General features: G+C 39.6%; 11 protein-coding genes. 9 read left to right on the forward strand and 2 right to left on the reverse strand.

Annotation, left to right across the window (positions count from 1 at the left end; all coding sequences use genetic code 11):
• Nucleotides 1-3 precede the first annotated feature (3 nt).
• The 5 genes from ACXACJ_RS17735 to ACXACJ_RS17755 all read left to right on the forward strand — a co-directional run bounded on the left by ACXACJ_RS17735 (nucleotide 4) and on the right by ACXACJ_RS17755 (nucleotide 7,762).
• Nucleotides 4-3,096, forward strand: a complete 3,093-nt coding sequence (locus ACXACJ_RS17735; protein ID WP_475135752.1) for an efflux RND transporter permease subunit — start codon at nucleotides 4-6, stop codon at nucleotides 3,094-3,096.
• Nucleotides 3,093-4,058, forward strand: a complete 966-nt coding sequence (locus ACXACJ_RS17740) for a bile acid:sodium symporter family protein (protein ID WP_475135753.1) — start codon at nucleotides 3,093-3,095, stop codon at nucleotides 4,056-4,058. Before ACXACJ_RS17735 ends, ACXACJ_RS17740 begins: the two co-directional genes overlap by 4 nt.
• Before the next feature lie 83 nt (nucleotides 4,059-4,141).
• Nucleotides 4,142-4,933, forward strand: coding sequence for an N-formylglutamate amidohydrolase (locus ACXACJ_RS17745; protein WP_475135754.1), 792 nt, complete (start codon nucleotides 4,142-4,144; stop codon nucleotides 4,931-4,933).
• Between the two features lie 2 nt (nucleotides 4,934-4,935).
• On the forward strand, nucleotides 4,936-6,321 hold the full coding sequence (gene hutF / locus ACXACJ_RS17750) for a formimidoylglutamate deiminase (RefSeq protein WP_475135755.1): 1,386 nt from the start codon (nucleotides 4,936-4,938) through the stop codon (nucleotides 6,319-6,321).
• Nucleotides 6,322-6,484: 163 nt separating this feature from the next.
• The gene (locus ACXACJ_RS17755; RefSeq protein ID WP_475135756.1) at nucleotides 6,485-7,762 is read left to right on the forward strand and encodes a serine hydrolase domain-containing protein; all 1,278 of its coding nucleotides are present in this window, start codon (nucleotides 6,485-6,487) and stop codon (nucleotides 7,760-7,762) included.
• A gap of 13 nt (nucleotides 7,763-7,775) precedes the next feature.
• On the opposite strand, the gene ACXACJ_RS17760 is transcribed toward ACXACJ_RS17755, so the two are convergent.
• Nucleotides 7,776-8,666: a DUF72 domain-containing protein gene (locus tag ACXACJ_RS17760; RefSeq protein WP_475135757.1), complete on the reverse strand. Its 891-nt coding sequence runs from the start codon at nucleotides 8,664-8,666 to the stop codon at nucleotides 7,776-7,778.
• 331 nt (nucleotides 8,667-8,997) lie between these two features.
• Here ACXACJ_RS17760 and ACXACJ_RS17765 point away from each other — a divergent pair, with 331 nt between their 5' ends.
• From ACXACJ_RS17765 to ACXACJ_RS17780, 4 genes are all read left to right on the forward strand, one after another.
• Entirely contained in the window at nucleotides 8,998-9,630 is a 633-nt protein-coding gene (locus ACXACJ_RS17765; protein ID WP_475135758.1) for a lysophospholipid acyltransferase family protein, read from the forward strand.
• Nucleotides 9,631-9,678: 48 nt separating this feature from the next.
• Nucleotides 9,679-10,824: a hypothetical protein gene (locus ACXACJ_RS17770; RefSeq protein WP_475135759.1), complete on the forward strand. Its 1,146-nt coding sequence runs from the start codon at nucleotides 9,679-9,681 to the stop codon at nucleotides 10,822-10,824.
• 115 nt (nucleotides 10,825-10,939) lie between these two features.
• A complete protein-coding gene (locus ACXACJ_RS17775) occupies nucleotides 10,940-13,519 on the forward strand; it encodes a COR domain-containing protein (RefSeq protein ID WP_475135760.1) in 2,580 nt (859 codons plus the stop codon).
• Between the two features lie 2 nt (nucleotides 13,520-13,521).
• Entirely contained in the window at nucleotides 13,522-13,746 is a 225-nt protein-coding gene (locus ACXACJ_RS17780; RefSeq protein ID WP_475135761.1) for a VF530 family protein, read from the forward strand.
• 41 nt (nucleotides 13,747-13,787) lie between these two features.
• On the opposite strand, the gene ACXACJ_RS17785 is transcribed toward ACXACJ_RS17780, so the two are convergent.
• Nucleotides 13,788-15,164, reverse strand: coding sequence for a cystathionine beta-synthase (locus tag ACXACJ_RS17785; protein ID WP_475135762.1), 1,377 nt, complete (start codon nucleotides 15,162-15,164; stop codon nucleotides 13,788-13,790).
• Nucleotides 15,165-15,221 lie beyond the last annotated feature (57 nt).

Below are 15,221 nucleotides of genomic sequence, written 5' to 3' on the forward strand. Positions count from 1 at the left end.
ACTATGCAGAAGTTTGTACAAAACGTAGTTGCCTTCTCCCTCAAAAATCACATCATTGTTTTTTTCCTGACGGCATTATTGCTTGTGGTGGGAATAATCAGCTACATCAATACTCCCATTGAAGCCTTCCCAGATGTAACCAACACACGAGCCCGAATCATAACCCAGTGGCCCGGAAGAAGTGCTGAAGAGGTAGAAAAGTTTGTTACCCTGCCTATAATGAAGCAAATGAACACAATACCTAGAAAAGCTCAGGTGCGTTCAATTTCTCTTTTCGGACTTTCAGTGGTTACGGTAATCTTTGAAGATGAAGTAGAAGACTTTTACGCTCAACAATATGCTGCCAATCGCTTGCAAGGAGTTGACTTGCCTGATGGTGCAGATGCCGGAATAGACCCACCTTACGGGGCTACTGGAGAGATTTTTAGGTATGTTCTTAAAAGTAAACGACCAATTAAGGAACTCACCTCCCTTCATGATTGGGTAATAGAAAGAGAGCTAGTTTCAGTTCCTGGAGTTGCCGATGTAGTGAGCTTTGGAGGAGAAGAAAAAACCTACGAAATCAAAATTAACCCAACAGAGCTTGCCAACTATGACCTATCACCTTTAGAGGTCTATGAAGCTGTTTCTAAAAGCAACATCAATGTAGGAGGAGATGTAATTGAAAAGGGCAGTCAGGCTTATGTTGTTCGGGGAGTTGGCTTGCTCGAAAGCATAGAAGACATTGAAAACATTCTGATCGAGGTAAGAGGCACAACTCCTATTCTTGTAAAGCACGTGGCTGAGGTTCAGGTATCGGCCAAGCCACGACTTGGAGTAGTGGGTCTGCAAGATGAGGATGACCTGGTAGAAGGTATTGTAATTATGCTAAGGGGAGAAAACCCCGGTGATGTGATCACAAGATTGAAAGAAAAAATTGCTGACCTAAATGATCGGGTTCTACCCAAAGATGTAAAAATAGAACCTTTCATTGACCGTACTGAACTAGTTGATGCCACTATTCACACCGTGAGCAAAAACATTGTAGAAGGAGTTCTATTAGTTTCAATCATTGTCTTCATTTTTCTTTTCAATTGGAGAACAACTGTAATTGTAGCTTCCGTAATTCCTCTTTCCTTTCTTTTTGCCATTGTATGCCTTCGCATTCAGGGTTTACCAGCCAACCTCATTTCAATGGGTGCCATTGATTTTGGTTTATTGCTTGAAGGAACCCTGGTAATTGTGGAAACCGTCTTTGTCTCAATGGAAAAGAAGGCGCATCATTTAGGCATGGATCGTTTCAATCGAATTGGAAAAATGGGATTAATTAAACGAAGTACCGGAAGCGTTGCTGGTTACATAGTGTTTGCCCAAATTATTCTCATTGTAGCACTTCTACCAATTTTCTCCTTTCAAAAAGTAGAAGGAAAAATGTTCTCTCCACTAGCCTTTACCCTTGGTTATGCTTTGGTAGGCTCACTACTTTTAAGCATTACCTATGTACCTGCCATGTGCAAGGTTATGCTCAGAAAGAATATTCAGGAAAAGGAGAATATGATATCCAGATTCTTCAGAAAAGGGCTTTTCAATTTATTCTTATGGAGTAATAAAAGTAGAAAAGCAACAGTAGTTGGCTTCGGAATCATTCTTGCTATTTGCACGGTGAGCTTTATGTTCTATGGATCAGAGTTTATTCCAAAACTCAACGAAGGTGCTATTTATGTAAGAGCAACCCTCCCCAACAGTGTAAATATTGAAGAGTCGAACAGGCTAGCTAAAGAAATGAAAACTAAGCTTCGTGAATTTGAAGAAGTAAAGTTCGTACTCAATCAAGTTGGCCGACCGAATGACGGCACCGACCCTACCGGTTTCTTTAACATTGAATTTCATATTCAGCTCCACCCAGATAAAGAATGGGAAAGAAATATAAATAAGGATGAGCTAATAGAAGAGATGCGACAGTCATTACAAGCATACCCTGGAATTGTTTTTGGTTTTAGCCAGCCTATTCAAGACAATGTGGAGGAATATGTGGCAGGAGTAAAAAGCTCTTTGGTGGTTAAAATCTTCGGTGAAAACCTGTTCGAGTTAGAAAACTATGCTGATCAAGTGGCCAATAGTATTCGGAATGTAGAAGGTATTGAAGACTTGAACGTTTACCGAAATATTGGCTTACCAGAACTACGAATTCAATTACACGACAGCAAAATGGCGCGCTATTCGGTAGATGTTGCCGATGCTCAAGCCGTGATTGAAATGGCCATTGGAGGAAGAGCCGCAACGAAGTTTTATGAAAACGAACGGATTTTCGATGTGAGACTAAGGTTTGCCAAAGAATATAGAGATGATGAAGTTAAGATTGGAGAAATTCTTATCCCTGCCAAAAATGGCAAGAAAATTCCACTAAGAGAGATTTCAACCATTAGCTATATAACTGGACCAACCTTCATTTATAGAGAAGGCAGCAGCAGATACATTGCAGTAGGTTTTAGTATTGAAGGGCGAGATTTAGGCAGCACTATTGCCGAAGCCAAAGCTAAGGTAGAACAAGAAGTGAAATTACCTCAAGCAAATAAAATGGAATGGGCTGGCGAGTTCGAAAGTAAAGAAAGAGCGAGTAAGCAATTGGCTGTAATCGTGCCTGCCGTGCTGTTGTTGATACTCTTCCTATTATATTTCAACTTTGGCACCATCAAAGATACTTTGATTGCCACCAGCACCATCCCATATGCTTTCATGGGTGGGTTTATTTCCCTCTGGGCAACACAAACCATTTTTGGTATATCAGCAGGTATTGGATTTATTATTTTATTTGGTGTAAACACGATCAATGGTATCATCCTTATAGCAGTAATGAAGGAAAATATGAGAAGAATGCCCCTGCGCGAAGCTGTTTCCAATGGGGTTTACAGTAGAATTCGGCCGATTGTGATGATCGCACTTATGGGATCAATGGGCTTGTTGCCTGCGGCACTTTCAACAGGGATGGGCTCAGAAATTCAAAAACCTCTAGCCATTATGATTGTAGGTGGTTTACTGATTTGTATGGTTCTCTCATTAACCGTTTTGCCTCAGGTATTTTATCTTGCTTATAGAAAAGAGCAACACAGAAAATGAAAATAAAAATTGATGGCTTTGTATTGGCCATAATCGCTACCGTTTTAATGGCTTATATTTTCCCCCAATGGGGAAGTAGCCAAAGCCAAGTTCCGTTGGGTTTGATCGGTAGCATTGGCGTTTCGCTAATCTTCTTTTTCTATGGATTAAAACTCAGCCCTGATAAAATCAGAAACGGACTCAGAAACTGGAGGCTGCATTGTTTAGTGCAGCTTTCAACATTTGTGCTTTTTCCTTTGATCGTATTGGCTGTTCATCCATTGATTGGTGAAGAAGGCCAAACACTTTGGCTTTCCTTTTTATTTCTGGCCGCTTTACCCTCCACCGTTTCTTCATCCGTGGTTATGGTTTCTATCGCCAAAGGAAATATTCCAGCCGCCATTTTCAACGCCAGTATTTCAGGGCTAATAGGAATTGTTGTCACTCCTCTTTGGATGGGCCTTTTCTTAACCAATACAGCGAGCGATTTTAGCTTGGGCAGCATTTACCTAAAACTGATTACTGAAATCCTTATTCCGGTAATTCTAGGCATTATGCTCCAGCGTTTCTTGGGGAAATATGTTCAGCAATACAGCCGCTATTTAACCCTCTTCGATAAGTCCATTATTCTACTGATTATCTATAAAAGCTTTGCTGAATCGTTTAGCGAAAAGGTGTTTAGTTCGGTAAATCTACTGGACCTGTTTATTATCGCTTCTGCGGTAATCGCACTTTTTATGATCGCCTATTTCCTCACTGGTTTTATGGCAAAAAAACTCGGCTTCAATTCGGAAGATAGTATCACAGCACAATTCTGTGGAACGAAGAAATCACTTGTACATGGCACCGTTTTCTCCAAAATTCTTTTCCCCGCCACTATGCCAACTGGCCTAATTTTACTTCCATTGATGCTATTCCATGCAATGCAAATCTTTATAATCAGCGTAATAGCCACTAAGCTGGCGAAGAGAGAAACAAGCTAAAACCGAGTTTTTCGTTCCCCAACTTCCATGTTTAGGTATGATTTGTAGCTTTGTTCAAACGGATCAAATTACGATCGTAGCCTATGGATTTATACAATATTATTGAGCCTCAAGTCGAGGCTGTTCCCATCATTATCAGCTCGCCTCACTCGGGCACTTTTTTTCCTGCGGAAGTTGCCGCACAGCTGAAATCAGAATACACCGACAAACCTGATGATACAGATTGGTTTATCGACAAGCTCTATGATTTTGCTCCTGCCATGGGCATAACCATGATTACTGCCAATTACAATCGTTGGGTAATCGACCTTAATCGCGACCCAAATAGTCAACCTTTGTATAATGATGGCCGCGTAATTACTGGGTTGGTGCCAACCACTAATTTCAATGGAGAAGCATTGTATAAAGAAGAGGAACCAGATCACGAAGAAATCGAAAGAAGGCTTGAACATTACTATTTGCCATATCATCAAAAGATTGAAGAACTTATAACTTCTACCAAAAATAAGTTTGGAAGAGTACTGTTATTCGATGCCCATTCTATCAGAAAAGTGGTGCCGGGAATAAGAAAAGAGGCTTTCCCCGATTTGATTTTAGGAGACAATGACGAAACTTCAGCAAGTTCAAATATTATTGAAACAGCCTATTCCGCTTTGGGCAAGGGAAATTATGATCTTCAACACAATCACCCTTTTAAAGGAGGCTACATTACACGTTCCTTTGGAAAGCCAGAAGAGAACGTTCATGCCCTTCAACTCGAAATGGCGAAAACAAATTACATGAACGACTCAGAAACGGAATATGACGAAACTCGTGCGAATCAAATCAGAGCCGTTCTGCAAAATCTATTTCAAGAATTAATTAAAGCACTCTAGGCATGGCAAAAGCATTCAAATTCAAAGCCCTGTTAACCAATGAAGGTTGGCTGGAAAATGCGTTGGTCGAAGTTGATTCAGAGGGAAACATTGAATCTATTGGAATTGCATCTACGAGTAACTTGAATGCCGAATGGGTGGAAGGTTATGCCTTGCCTGGCTTTCAAAATGCGCATTCACATGCGTTTCAATATGCTATGGCGGGTTTGGCCGAATTGCATGAGGGCGCTGGTGTTCCTGATGATTTCTGGAGCTGGCGTTCGGCCATGTACGATTTGGCATTGCAAGTTGGGCCAGAACAACTCGAAAATATTGCGGCCATGCTTTATGCTGAAATGGCAAGGCATGGTTATACGGCAGTAGCGGAATTCCACTATGTTCATCATGATCAAAATGGGCAGCCTTATAACAACTTGGCAGAGCTTGGCGAAAGACTGATAGCTGCGGCTGAAAAGGCTGGCATTCAAATTACTTTGGTGCCCATGTTCTACCAAAAGGGGGGATTTGGTAAACCTGCAGAAACGAAACAAAGGCGTTTTATTTCTTCAACCATTAATGATTATTACAAACTTTTAGAAAGTAGCGAAAAGGCGATCAAAAACTACAAGCAAGCGAATTTAGGCCAAGGAATTCATTCCTTAAGGGCGGTTGATCCAGAAGATGTCATCAAGGTTTGTCAAGATTTCAGAGATGATAAACCCTTTCATTTTCATGTTTCCGAACAATTGAAAGAAATTGAGGATTGTCTGGCCTTTCATGGTAAACGACCTGTGGAATGGCTGCTGGAAAATGCAGAGGTGAATGAACATTATCACTTGGTTCATGCCACACATTTAAGCGATAGCGAGGTAAAAGGAATTGCAAACGTAAACGCAAATGTAGTGCTGTGCCCTACTACGGAAGGCAATCTTGGCGATGGTTTGTTTAGGTTCAAAGATTATCAATCTTTCAATGGCTCATGGAGTATTGGTACCGACAGCCATGTAAGTTTAAATCCTTTGGAAGAACTGCGATTACTCGATTACGGCCAGCGTTTGACTTCGCATAAAAGAACCACCTTCTTTGAGCCAGAAAAAGGGAATAGTGGCTTTAACGCCATTGAAATGGCTTTGCAAGCTGGAAGAAAAGCCATGGGCAAATCCAGTAAAAACTTCTTTGAAGTAGGCCAATCATTTGATGCCATTGTGGTCGATGCAAAAGCTCCGTTATTGGCTTGTTCTGCTACAAAACATTTGTGCAACACCATAGTGTACTGCACGGATGCATCGCAAATGCTAGGCACCATTGTAAACGGAAACTGGATAGTAAAAGAAGGAAACCATCATCGGAAAGAGCAGATCACACATGACTTTGTAAAAACGATGAAAGAACTTCAGTCGAGACTTTGACTTAAAATTATAGCTTTAGGAAAGTTTAGAGCTTTTCTAAAGCTATTGCCACCAGAAACATCCGTAAGAATTACGTTTAAACTTACTTATTCGAAAAAGTATTTTTAACTTCTACCTAATTCTGTTCGGCTCAGCCCAACAACTTTTTAAACACCTACGGATTATGGATTCAAAATATGCTCAAAAGCTATTTCTATTGGCTTTTACTCTGTTTATCTCAACCTTTTCATTTGCTCAGAATTTAACTCAAGCCGTTCCTGAAGAAGTAGGAATGTCTTCTGAAAGGTTGAAGTTTTTGACCCAAACCTTTCAGCAATATGTAGATCAGAACAAGGTATCTGGTTCAGTAGTGCTTTTAGCTCGAAAAGGGAAAATCGCCTATTTCAATGCTTTTGGAAAAAGTGATTTAGAGAAAAATCAAGCGATGGAAAAAACTTCCATCTTCCGTATAGCTTCCCAAACCAAAGCCATTGTAAGCGTGGGCATAATGATGCTTCAAGAAGAAGGTAAACTTCTGATTACCGACCCCGTAGGCAAATACATTCCAGAATTCTATGAAACCACGGTAGCCGAACCGACCAAAGACGGCAAATATAAAATCGTAAAAGCCAAAAGGCCCATCACCATTCGCGACTTACTTACGCATACTTCGGGTGTCGGATATGGAGAAGGCTTGGGAAGCGATAAGTGGAAAGAGGCGGGCATTCAAGGCTGGTATTTCGCAAACAGAGAAGAACCTATTTTAGAAACCGTAAAGCGAATTGCTAAGCTTCCTTTTGAAGCCCAGCCGGGCGAACGATTTGTTTATGGTTACAGCACAGACATTTTAGGTGCACTGATTGGTGTGGTTTCTGGCCAATCGCTTGACGAATACTTGCACAGCAAGATTCTAGATCCATTGGGCATGAGTGACACACACTTTTATCTGCCAGAAGGCAAAAGAAACCGACTTACAACTGTTTATTCTCCAGAAGGCAATAGCCTTAAAAAAGCACCAAGTGTAGGCGGAATGGTCGATCAAGGTCAATATATCGATGGACCAAGAACGAGCTTTTCTGGCGGTGCTGGCTTATTGAGCACTGCGGAAGACTACGCGAAATTTCTTCAAATGATGCTGAATAAGGGAAGTTACAATGGCCATCGCATTTTATCGCCAAAAACCGTTGAGCTGATGACTGTAAACCATCTTGAGCAAGCCACATTTCCTTGGGTTCCTGGCACTGGTTTTGGTTTAGGGTTTTCCGTAGTAAAAGATTTTGGCGCGCGTGGAATTCCAGGTTCTAATGGTGAATATGGCTGGGGTGGAGCTTACCACAGCACATATTGGGTCGACCCAGAAGAAGATTTGGTAGTCGTCTATTTCACTCAGCTAATCCCTGATGGTGGTTTAGACGACCACAACAAATTAAGAACCTTGATTTACCAAGCCATTATGAACTAATGGCTCAAAGTGCTTAAAACAGATTTGTTTGACTGTCTTGCTGGTTTGGAACGTGTAAATTATAACCTAGCTCATTGTTCAACCTTTTTATAAAATAGGCAGAAAGTAACGGTGATGCTTGTTCAAGATTCTGGTGAACAAAAAAGTAGATGTCTTCCAGTCCACCGATTTCAATCCAGCTTTTGATTCGGTCAAACCAATCGTCCAGTCGGGCATAATCACTTTCATGATTGGCACCAACATAGCGGATAAAAGCTTTAGGAGTGGTCAAACGCATGTGGAGCAAGTCGCGTCTGCCAGCAGTATCGGTGATAATATTGGTGGCATTATTTTCTTCTAATAACGTATAAAATTTGCTGGCTACTTTAGGTTCATTCAACCAATCGGTATGCCTAACTTCTACTGAAAGTGGAACTCCTTTGGGGAATGTAGTAATATAATGCTCCAGTCTATCCCAATTCTTCGGAGCAAAATTATCATGAAGTTGGAGAAATGTCGTTTCCATTTTTTCTCCCAAACGCGATAGAGCATGCACAAAATCATCTGTGTATTGTTCTGCATCGTTTAAGCGCTTTCTGTGGCTAATCATCTGATTGAGCTTGGGAAAGAACTTAAAATCAGCGGGAGTTTTTTCGTACCAGCTTTCAAATTGTTCTGGGCTGTAATTGTAAAAAGTAGCATTCAGCTCAATACTATTGAACTGGGTTGCATAGTAAGTTAGCTCATCTTTTGTGCCTTTGGGGTAAAAGCCCTTTAAATCAGTTTTGTTCCATTTGGCACAACCCACATAGATTTTGGGTTTATCTTTAAAGCCAGAGGCTTTTAAAATTCGCTCTGTATCCGGATGATCTACCGGTAAAGTAAAGTCAATATTTTCTGGGTGGGTAACACTTCCGAATTTCATAGCCTTTCAAATTTTCACCAAGATAAAAAATCCATAAAAAAAGCCCAGACCGGTTAGGGTAAGGGCTGCAAGTAAAGAGTTAGGTTTCATCCGTTTCCTTTGAAGAAGCAGCAATCTGGATGAAAAATCGCTGTTCTTTGTCATTAAATTTCAGGTCAAATCTAAGGACCAGTTCGACATAAAAAAATTATTTTAACTTATTTTCAGAAAAGATTTTGTCATCAAAAAGCTAGCGCAAATACTCTACACTGCTTGGTGTGCCATTTGGTTTGTCGGTATTATGTTAATACTGATGCCCTTAATCGTCATTCCCATACTTATAAGCCGTAAAATGGGCGGTTTAAGCTACTTTTTTGTTCGCGCTTGGGCCTTTCTCTTCTCATTAACATCATTCATTCAGTTTAAAACCCACAACCGAAATCTCGTTCGTAAAGGCCAACCCTATATTTTCGTGATTAATCACACTTCCTTTTTAGATGCCCCTGCGATTCCCATGGCAATTCCTTCAGAGTTGAAAGCCTTGGGTAAAATCGAGCTCTCTAAAATTCCCGTTTTTGGTTTTATTGTTGGGCGGTTTGCGGTTTGGGTTGATAGGAAAAATGAAGAAAGTAGAAAGGCCAGTGTTCAAAAGTTGATTGAAAATTTGAGCAGTGGGGTTTCCATCATGGTAGCGCCCGAAGGCACCCGTAATGAAAGTTCTCAACCTCTTCTTCCTTTTTATAGCGGACCATTCCGTTTAGCTGTTGAAACGGGCATTCCTATTATGCCATTGATTATTCACGATGCCAAAAAACTAATGCCTAAAAGTCAATTAGGTTTGAAGCCAGGGGTAATTCACAATTATTTTTTACCTGAAATTTCCACAAAAGGATATAGTCAAAAAGACGTTCCATTGCTCAAAGAAAAGGTTTTTGAATTGATGAAAGCTAAAATCGTAGAGCTGGATGCGCAAAATAAATCCTAATTTGGCACTCATTTTGGAAAAGGCTAGATCAACCAAACATTAAAGCTTATGAAAACTTTTTTACAGTCTACTTTGGCGCTTATGCTGCTCACCCTCATAAGCTGCGCTACTGGTAAAAACGCACTCGATAAAGGCAATTATGAAATTGCACTCGACAGAGCCATCAACAGACTTCAGTCAAACCCTGACAATAAAAAGTCGCAAGATGTTTTACGAGAAGGCTACCGATTAGCCTCAAACTATCACAAAGATTACATTCGGATGCTTACGGCAAACAGCGATCCTTATCGTTGGGAAGCCATTTATTACCAGTATAAACAATTGAATAGTTATTACTCGCAGATTCAGCGTTGCCCTGCTTGTTTAAGTTTGGTAAAGCCTGCTTCTTATATCAATGAGCAGCAAAATGCTGCTCAAAAAGCGGCAGATTATCAATTACAATTGGGTAGAAACGCTTTGGAAACGAATACCATTGAAGGCGGACGAGAAGCATTCAAGCATTTTGAATTCGCTTTGAACTTCAACAGAAACATTCCTGATATCGATAATCTTTTAACAGAAGCTAGAGATATGGGAACCATTAGAGTTTTGGTTGAGCCAATTCCAATGCATTCAAGAAGGTTGAAGTTGAGCAATGCTTATTTCGAAAATAGAATTCTGGAATATTTAGACAATTATAGCCAAGGCAGGTTTGTTCAGTTTTTCACTCAAGATGAGGCCCAACAAATTGATCTTCAGGCAGACCAGATTCTTTCAATGACTTTCGATGATTTTGTACTTGGCCAAATACTGATAGAATCAGAAACTGTTGAAGTTTCGCGCGATAGCGTTGTGGTAGGCAAATACACCGACAACGAAGGCAAAAAGCACGATGTTTACAATACCGTAAAAGCCAAATTAACGGTAAATCGTAAAACGCTTTCTTCTCAAGGTGTAATGAATTTTGAAATCAGAGACGCTTATACAGATCGTATTCTAACCAACAGGAAATTACCAAATCAAGACGTTTGGGTACATGAATGGGCTTCTTTCAACGGAGATGAACGTGCCCTCACCAAAGAAGAAATTGAAATGAGTAAAAGAAGAGAATTGCCTCCACCAGCACCTGAAGACCTTTTTATGGCTTTCATCGATCGCATCTACGATCAGGTATTAGGCAATATCAGCGGTTTCTACCGAGATTCCGGGATATAACTTTGACAACTCTACTTATTCGTAGGCTTAAAGAGAACGTAGAGTCTTTATTAGATAGTTGTGAATTTGAATCTAAAAATCAATTCTCTAATATTATCTTAATATTTAATTCCGCATGTTCGATCAGCAAAATAAATTGGCCCTTGACCTGATACTAGAAGCAGAACAAACAGGTCAAAGTTATCTTGATCTTTCGGGCTTGGGCCTTTGGGTATTACCGCCAGATATAGGTAAGCTCGATCAAATTAACGATCTAAATTTAAGTAATAATAACCTTTTCAATCTCCCTTTTGAAATTAACGAGTTAAGTAGACTTAGATTTCTGGACTTATCCTATAATAACTTTAACCATCTTGAATTTGACTACGTAAGGCTTTCTGGTTTGATTGATATAAATCTTCTTTGTAACCAGTTCTTTTATATTCCAGACTGTTGCCTCTCCCTGCCTTTCATACAAAATATTGAGATCGGAGGCAATCCACTAATGAACAGAGTTCCTTTGGAGATTATGGATGACGGCTTTTGGGCTGTTGCAGATTTTTTGGAGAGTACCAAGAAACTCAGTGAGACTAAAAGAATATTCGCAGCTAAGCTCCTTCTAGTCGGAAATGGAGAAGTAGGGAAGACCACTTTGATGAAGAGTCTAGTAAATCCTAATTTTGCTATGGACTTAGGAAAAGAACAAACCACACATGGCATTACAATTAAGAAATGGAGTTTAAATTGCCATTTTGAGGCAATTGAACCATACTACAACGAATATGAAGATTATGAAGATTATGAAATTAAATATGTAGATTATGAAATTGAATCTAACGAAGATGATTTTGAAGAGGGTGATGAATTTCTAGAAACTGAATTTTATGTCAGAAGGTCGGTAGACTTAAATGTGTGGGATTTTGGAGGGCAGGCAATCTATCATTCAACACATCAATTTTTTCTTACAGCTCGCTCAATCTACCTGCTTATTTGGGATCCACGCAAGAATGAATATCAGGTTTCTTTAGAATATTGGTTAAACGCGATCAAGCAGCTTAGCAATAACAGCCCTGTTATTGTCGTCATGAATAAGTCAGATATTCGAATTCAGCATATTGATGAGGACCAATTAAAACAGACATTCAATAATATACATGCTTTTTTGAGGGTGAGTTGCCTGACTCTTGAAGGGATACAAAAGCTCCGTGAAGAAATTGAAAAGGTAATTTCTAACCTACCTCACATAGGTGATAGATTACCCAGTTCTTGGATTTCAGTAAAAGATGATTTAAGCTCAAGAGCTAATGAGAATTACATAAGTCTTTCGGATTATTTCGCAATTTGCCGTACTTATAAATTGACTCAAACAAAAGCGGAATTCTTAAGCAATTATTTACACGATCTTGGTATAATTCTTCATTTCAAGAATGATAAGCTACTTACTGATACTGTTATTCTAAATCCAGAGTGGGTGACGGCAGCGGTTTATGCATTAATAGATGCTAAAGAAATACAAAAGTCTAATGGGCGGTTTGAATTCTCACAACTTGACTCCTACTGGCATAAATCTCTTTACCCTAGGGACAAACATCACGAGCTTATACGGCTTATGGAAAAATTTGAGCTCTGTTTCAATATTCTAGGAACATATGATTACATAATCCCAGAGCTTCTACCCCCTAGTTATAATCCTGAAAGAGTAAAGCATTACCCCGCCTTACAATTTAGATATGAATATAGATTTATGCCTTCTGGGGTCTTTACTCGTTTAATATGCCGGGTTTACAATTTATTACAACCCAATAAGTATTCTAAAACAAGAGCCATTATTAAATATGAGAATTCAGAAGCAGATATAATATATGACCTTGCGAATAAGGAACTACAAATATTGCTTTTTGGTGAGGAGGCAAGTGAGCTTTTAGGCATCTTAAAAAATCATATTCAACAAATAAATGTTAGCTTGAATCTTAAAGAGGGTATCGATATTCATGAAAAGATTGCGTGCAATTGTGAAGAATGTATTGAGTCCAAATCTCCTTATTTCTTTAAATTTGAAGTTTTACGAAAATACAAACTAAAGGGGAAATCGACTATTGAATGCCATAACAGTGCTATCAGTGTTGACATAAGTAGTCTAGCCCGTGGTTATTCTAGAAGAAACTCGAGTCAGAACCTTTTGAATTCATTGATTCTTGCAGCATCTCAGCTTCAAGGAATAGCTTTGAAAATAGATAAAGATGAGGACTTAAGAAACAGCTTTATAGCAAGCATCCTTGTTGCTCAAGGCGTTATGGCCAAAGAGCAAGCACGATACGGAAAATCTGCTACTGGTAAACAATTAGGAGAGCTTGACATTAAAATTGAAGAACCTAGTGGTCTCCCATTGAGTGTATTTGAAGGTTTTAACCTTAAACACTTAGATCGTACTGTCATAGAGAACCATTTAATAAAAATATTTGGATATGATCCCAATGGCTTAAAAAGAAATTATATTATGGTATACTCTGAGGCTCCCAATTTTCACAAACTCTGGAATAACTATTTAAAATTCATTCCTTTAATAAGTTTCAAATATCCATTGCACTCTAGTATCAAGGATAAATCGCTCGAATATAATTTAGGAACAGGTTTGAGAATTGCACAAACTGTTCATGAAAGAGACGGTAAAAGAACTGATTTATTTCACATCTTCGTGAACCTAAAAGTTCTTTAGCTATGACCATTGCCTCTGAATCTCAACCCAACAATCCACTGCATGGCGTTAAGCTTGCAGACATTCTAGAATTTTTAGTGAAGGAATATGGATGGGAAGAACTTGGCTACAGAATCAATATTCGTTGTTTTACGCACAATCCATCCGTAAAATCCAGTCTTACTTTCTTGCGGAAAACACCATGGGCAAGAGAAAAGGTAGAGCGCCTCTACCTTGATTCTATTTAAGTAAGCTCAATAAAAAACCCCGATTTCTCGGGGTCTATTTTTTAATTGTTCGTCATGGCTTGAAGCAAATCGTGCCTCGTAATGATATGAACTTCATTAGCCGCATCGCGAACCATTACAGCTGGGTTGTCCTTGGTGATTACCGAAGAAAGAACATCCAAAGTATTATCTGGTGAAACAAACTGGAACGGCTTATCCATAATTTCAGAAACCTTTTTCTCTTTCACCTCCGCATCATCAATAATAAGAGCCAAAAGTTTTGAATCTACCAAGCTGCCCACAAACTCGCCCTCATGCGTTACGGGTAACTGAGAAATCCCTTTCGAAGTCATCAATTTAATGGCTTCAGCCACTGTAGCTTCTTGTGTAATCGAAGTCAGTTTTCCGTTGCCATTCTGATGCGTAAGTACGTCAGCTGCAGTTTCAAAAGTTCTGTTCTCCACAAATCCATGATCTTTCATCCAGTTGTCATTGTAAAGCTTACCCAAATAGCGTGTTCCGTGGTCTGGCAAAATAATCACCATTACATCGTCTTCTTTCAAATTCGATTTGGCCCATTCCAAAGCGCCCGCTACTGCCGAACCACACGACCAACCACAAAAAAGACCTTCTTCTCTGGCTAATCTTCGGGTCATAATCGCTCCATCTTTGTCTGTAACTTTCACAAAGTGATCGATCAAACTGAAGTCTACATTCTTAGGCAGAATATCTTCACCAATGCCCTCAGTCAGGTATGGATAAATTTCCTTTTCGTCAAAAACTCCAGTCTCCTTATATTTTTTGAAAACCGAACCATAGGTGTCAATACCTACAGTTACAACTTCGGCTTTTTGTTCCTTTAAATATTTTGATGTTCCACACATCGAACCGCCCGTACCAACACCAGCAGCATAATGTGTGATTTTGCCCTCTGTGTCTCTCCAAATTTCTGGCCCTGTGGTTTCATAATGAGCCGCAGTATTGGAAAGGTTATCGTATTGATTTGGGTAAAAAGAATTCGGAATATCAGCGTTTAACTTTCGAGCAACCGAGTAATACGAACGCGGATCATCAGGCGAAACATTCGTTGGGCAAACAATTACTTCTGCCCCTACAGCTCTCAAAATGTCAATCTTCTCCTGCGATTGTTTATCGGCCAAGGTAAAAATACATTTGTAGCCTTTCGAAATGGCCGCAAGCGCCAAACCCATTCCTGTATTTCCCGAAGTTCCTTCAATTATGGTTCCGCCAGGCTTCAGCTTACCCTCCTTTTCAGCATCCTCAACCATCTTCAGCGCCATTCTATCCTTCATCGAGTTGCCAGGATTAAAGTATTCCACTTTGGCCAAAATAGTACCGGGAATACCCTTGGTCACAGAATTGAGTTTTACCAGAGGTGTATCGCCAATGGTTTCAATAATCGAATTGTAATATTTCATGCTTAAAAAGGTTTACTCAAAATTACGATTTCTAAAATTCAATTAGGCAAACGTTTG

The organism is Roseivirga sp. AWQ4_251 (genome assembly GCF_056158225.1).

Excerpts from the sequence above, each read along its gene's own strand:
- ACXACJ_RS17735 (WP_475135752.1), top strand. The coding sequence starts at position 4 with ATGCAGAAGTTTGTACAAAACGTAGTTGCCTTCTCCCTCAAAAATCAC.
- ACXACJ_RS17740 (WP_475135753.1), top strand. The coding sequence starts at position 3,093 with ATGAAAATAAAAATTGATGGCTTTGTATTGGCCATAATCGCTACCGTT.
- ACXACJ_RS17745 (WP_475135754.1), top strand. The coding sequence starts at position 4,142 with ATGGATTTATACAATATTATTGAGCCTCAAGTCGAGGCTGTTCCCATC.
- hutF (WP_475135755.1), top strand. The coding sequence starts at position 4,936 with ATGGCAAAAGCATTCAAATTCAAAGCCCTGTTAACCAATGAAGGTTGG.
- ACXACJ_RS17755 (WP_475135756.1), top strand. The coding sequence starts at position 6,485 with ATGGATTCAAAATATGCTCAAAAGCTATTTCTATTGGCTTTTACTCTG.
- ACXACJ_RS17760 (WP_475135757.1), bottom strand. The coding sequence starts at position 8,666 with ATGAAATTCGGAAGTGTTACCCACCCAGAAAATATTGACTTTACTTTA.
- ACXACJ_RS17765 (WP_475135758.1), top strand. The coding sequence starts at position 8,998 with ATGGGCGGTTTAAGCTACTTTTTTGTTCGCGCTTGGGCCTTTCTCTTC.
- ACXACJ_RS17770 (WP_475135759.1), top strand. The coding sequence starts at position 9,679 with ATGAAAACTTTTTTACAGTCTACTTTGGCGCTTATGCTGCTCACCCTC.
- ACXACJ_RS17775 (WP_475135760.1), top strand. The coding sequence starts at position 10,940 with ATGTTCGATCAGCAAAATAAATTGGCCCTTGACCTGATACTAGAAGCA.
- ACXACJ_RS17780 (WP_475135761.1), top strand. The coding sequence starts at position 13,522 with ATGACCATTGCCTCTGAATCTCAACCCAACAATCCACTGCATGGCGTT.
- ACXACJ_RS17785 (WP_475135762.1), bottom strand. The coding sequence starts at position 15,164 with ATGAAATATTACAATTCGATTATTGAAACCATTGGCGATACACCTCTG.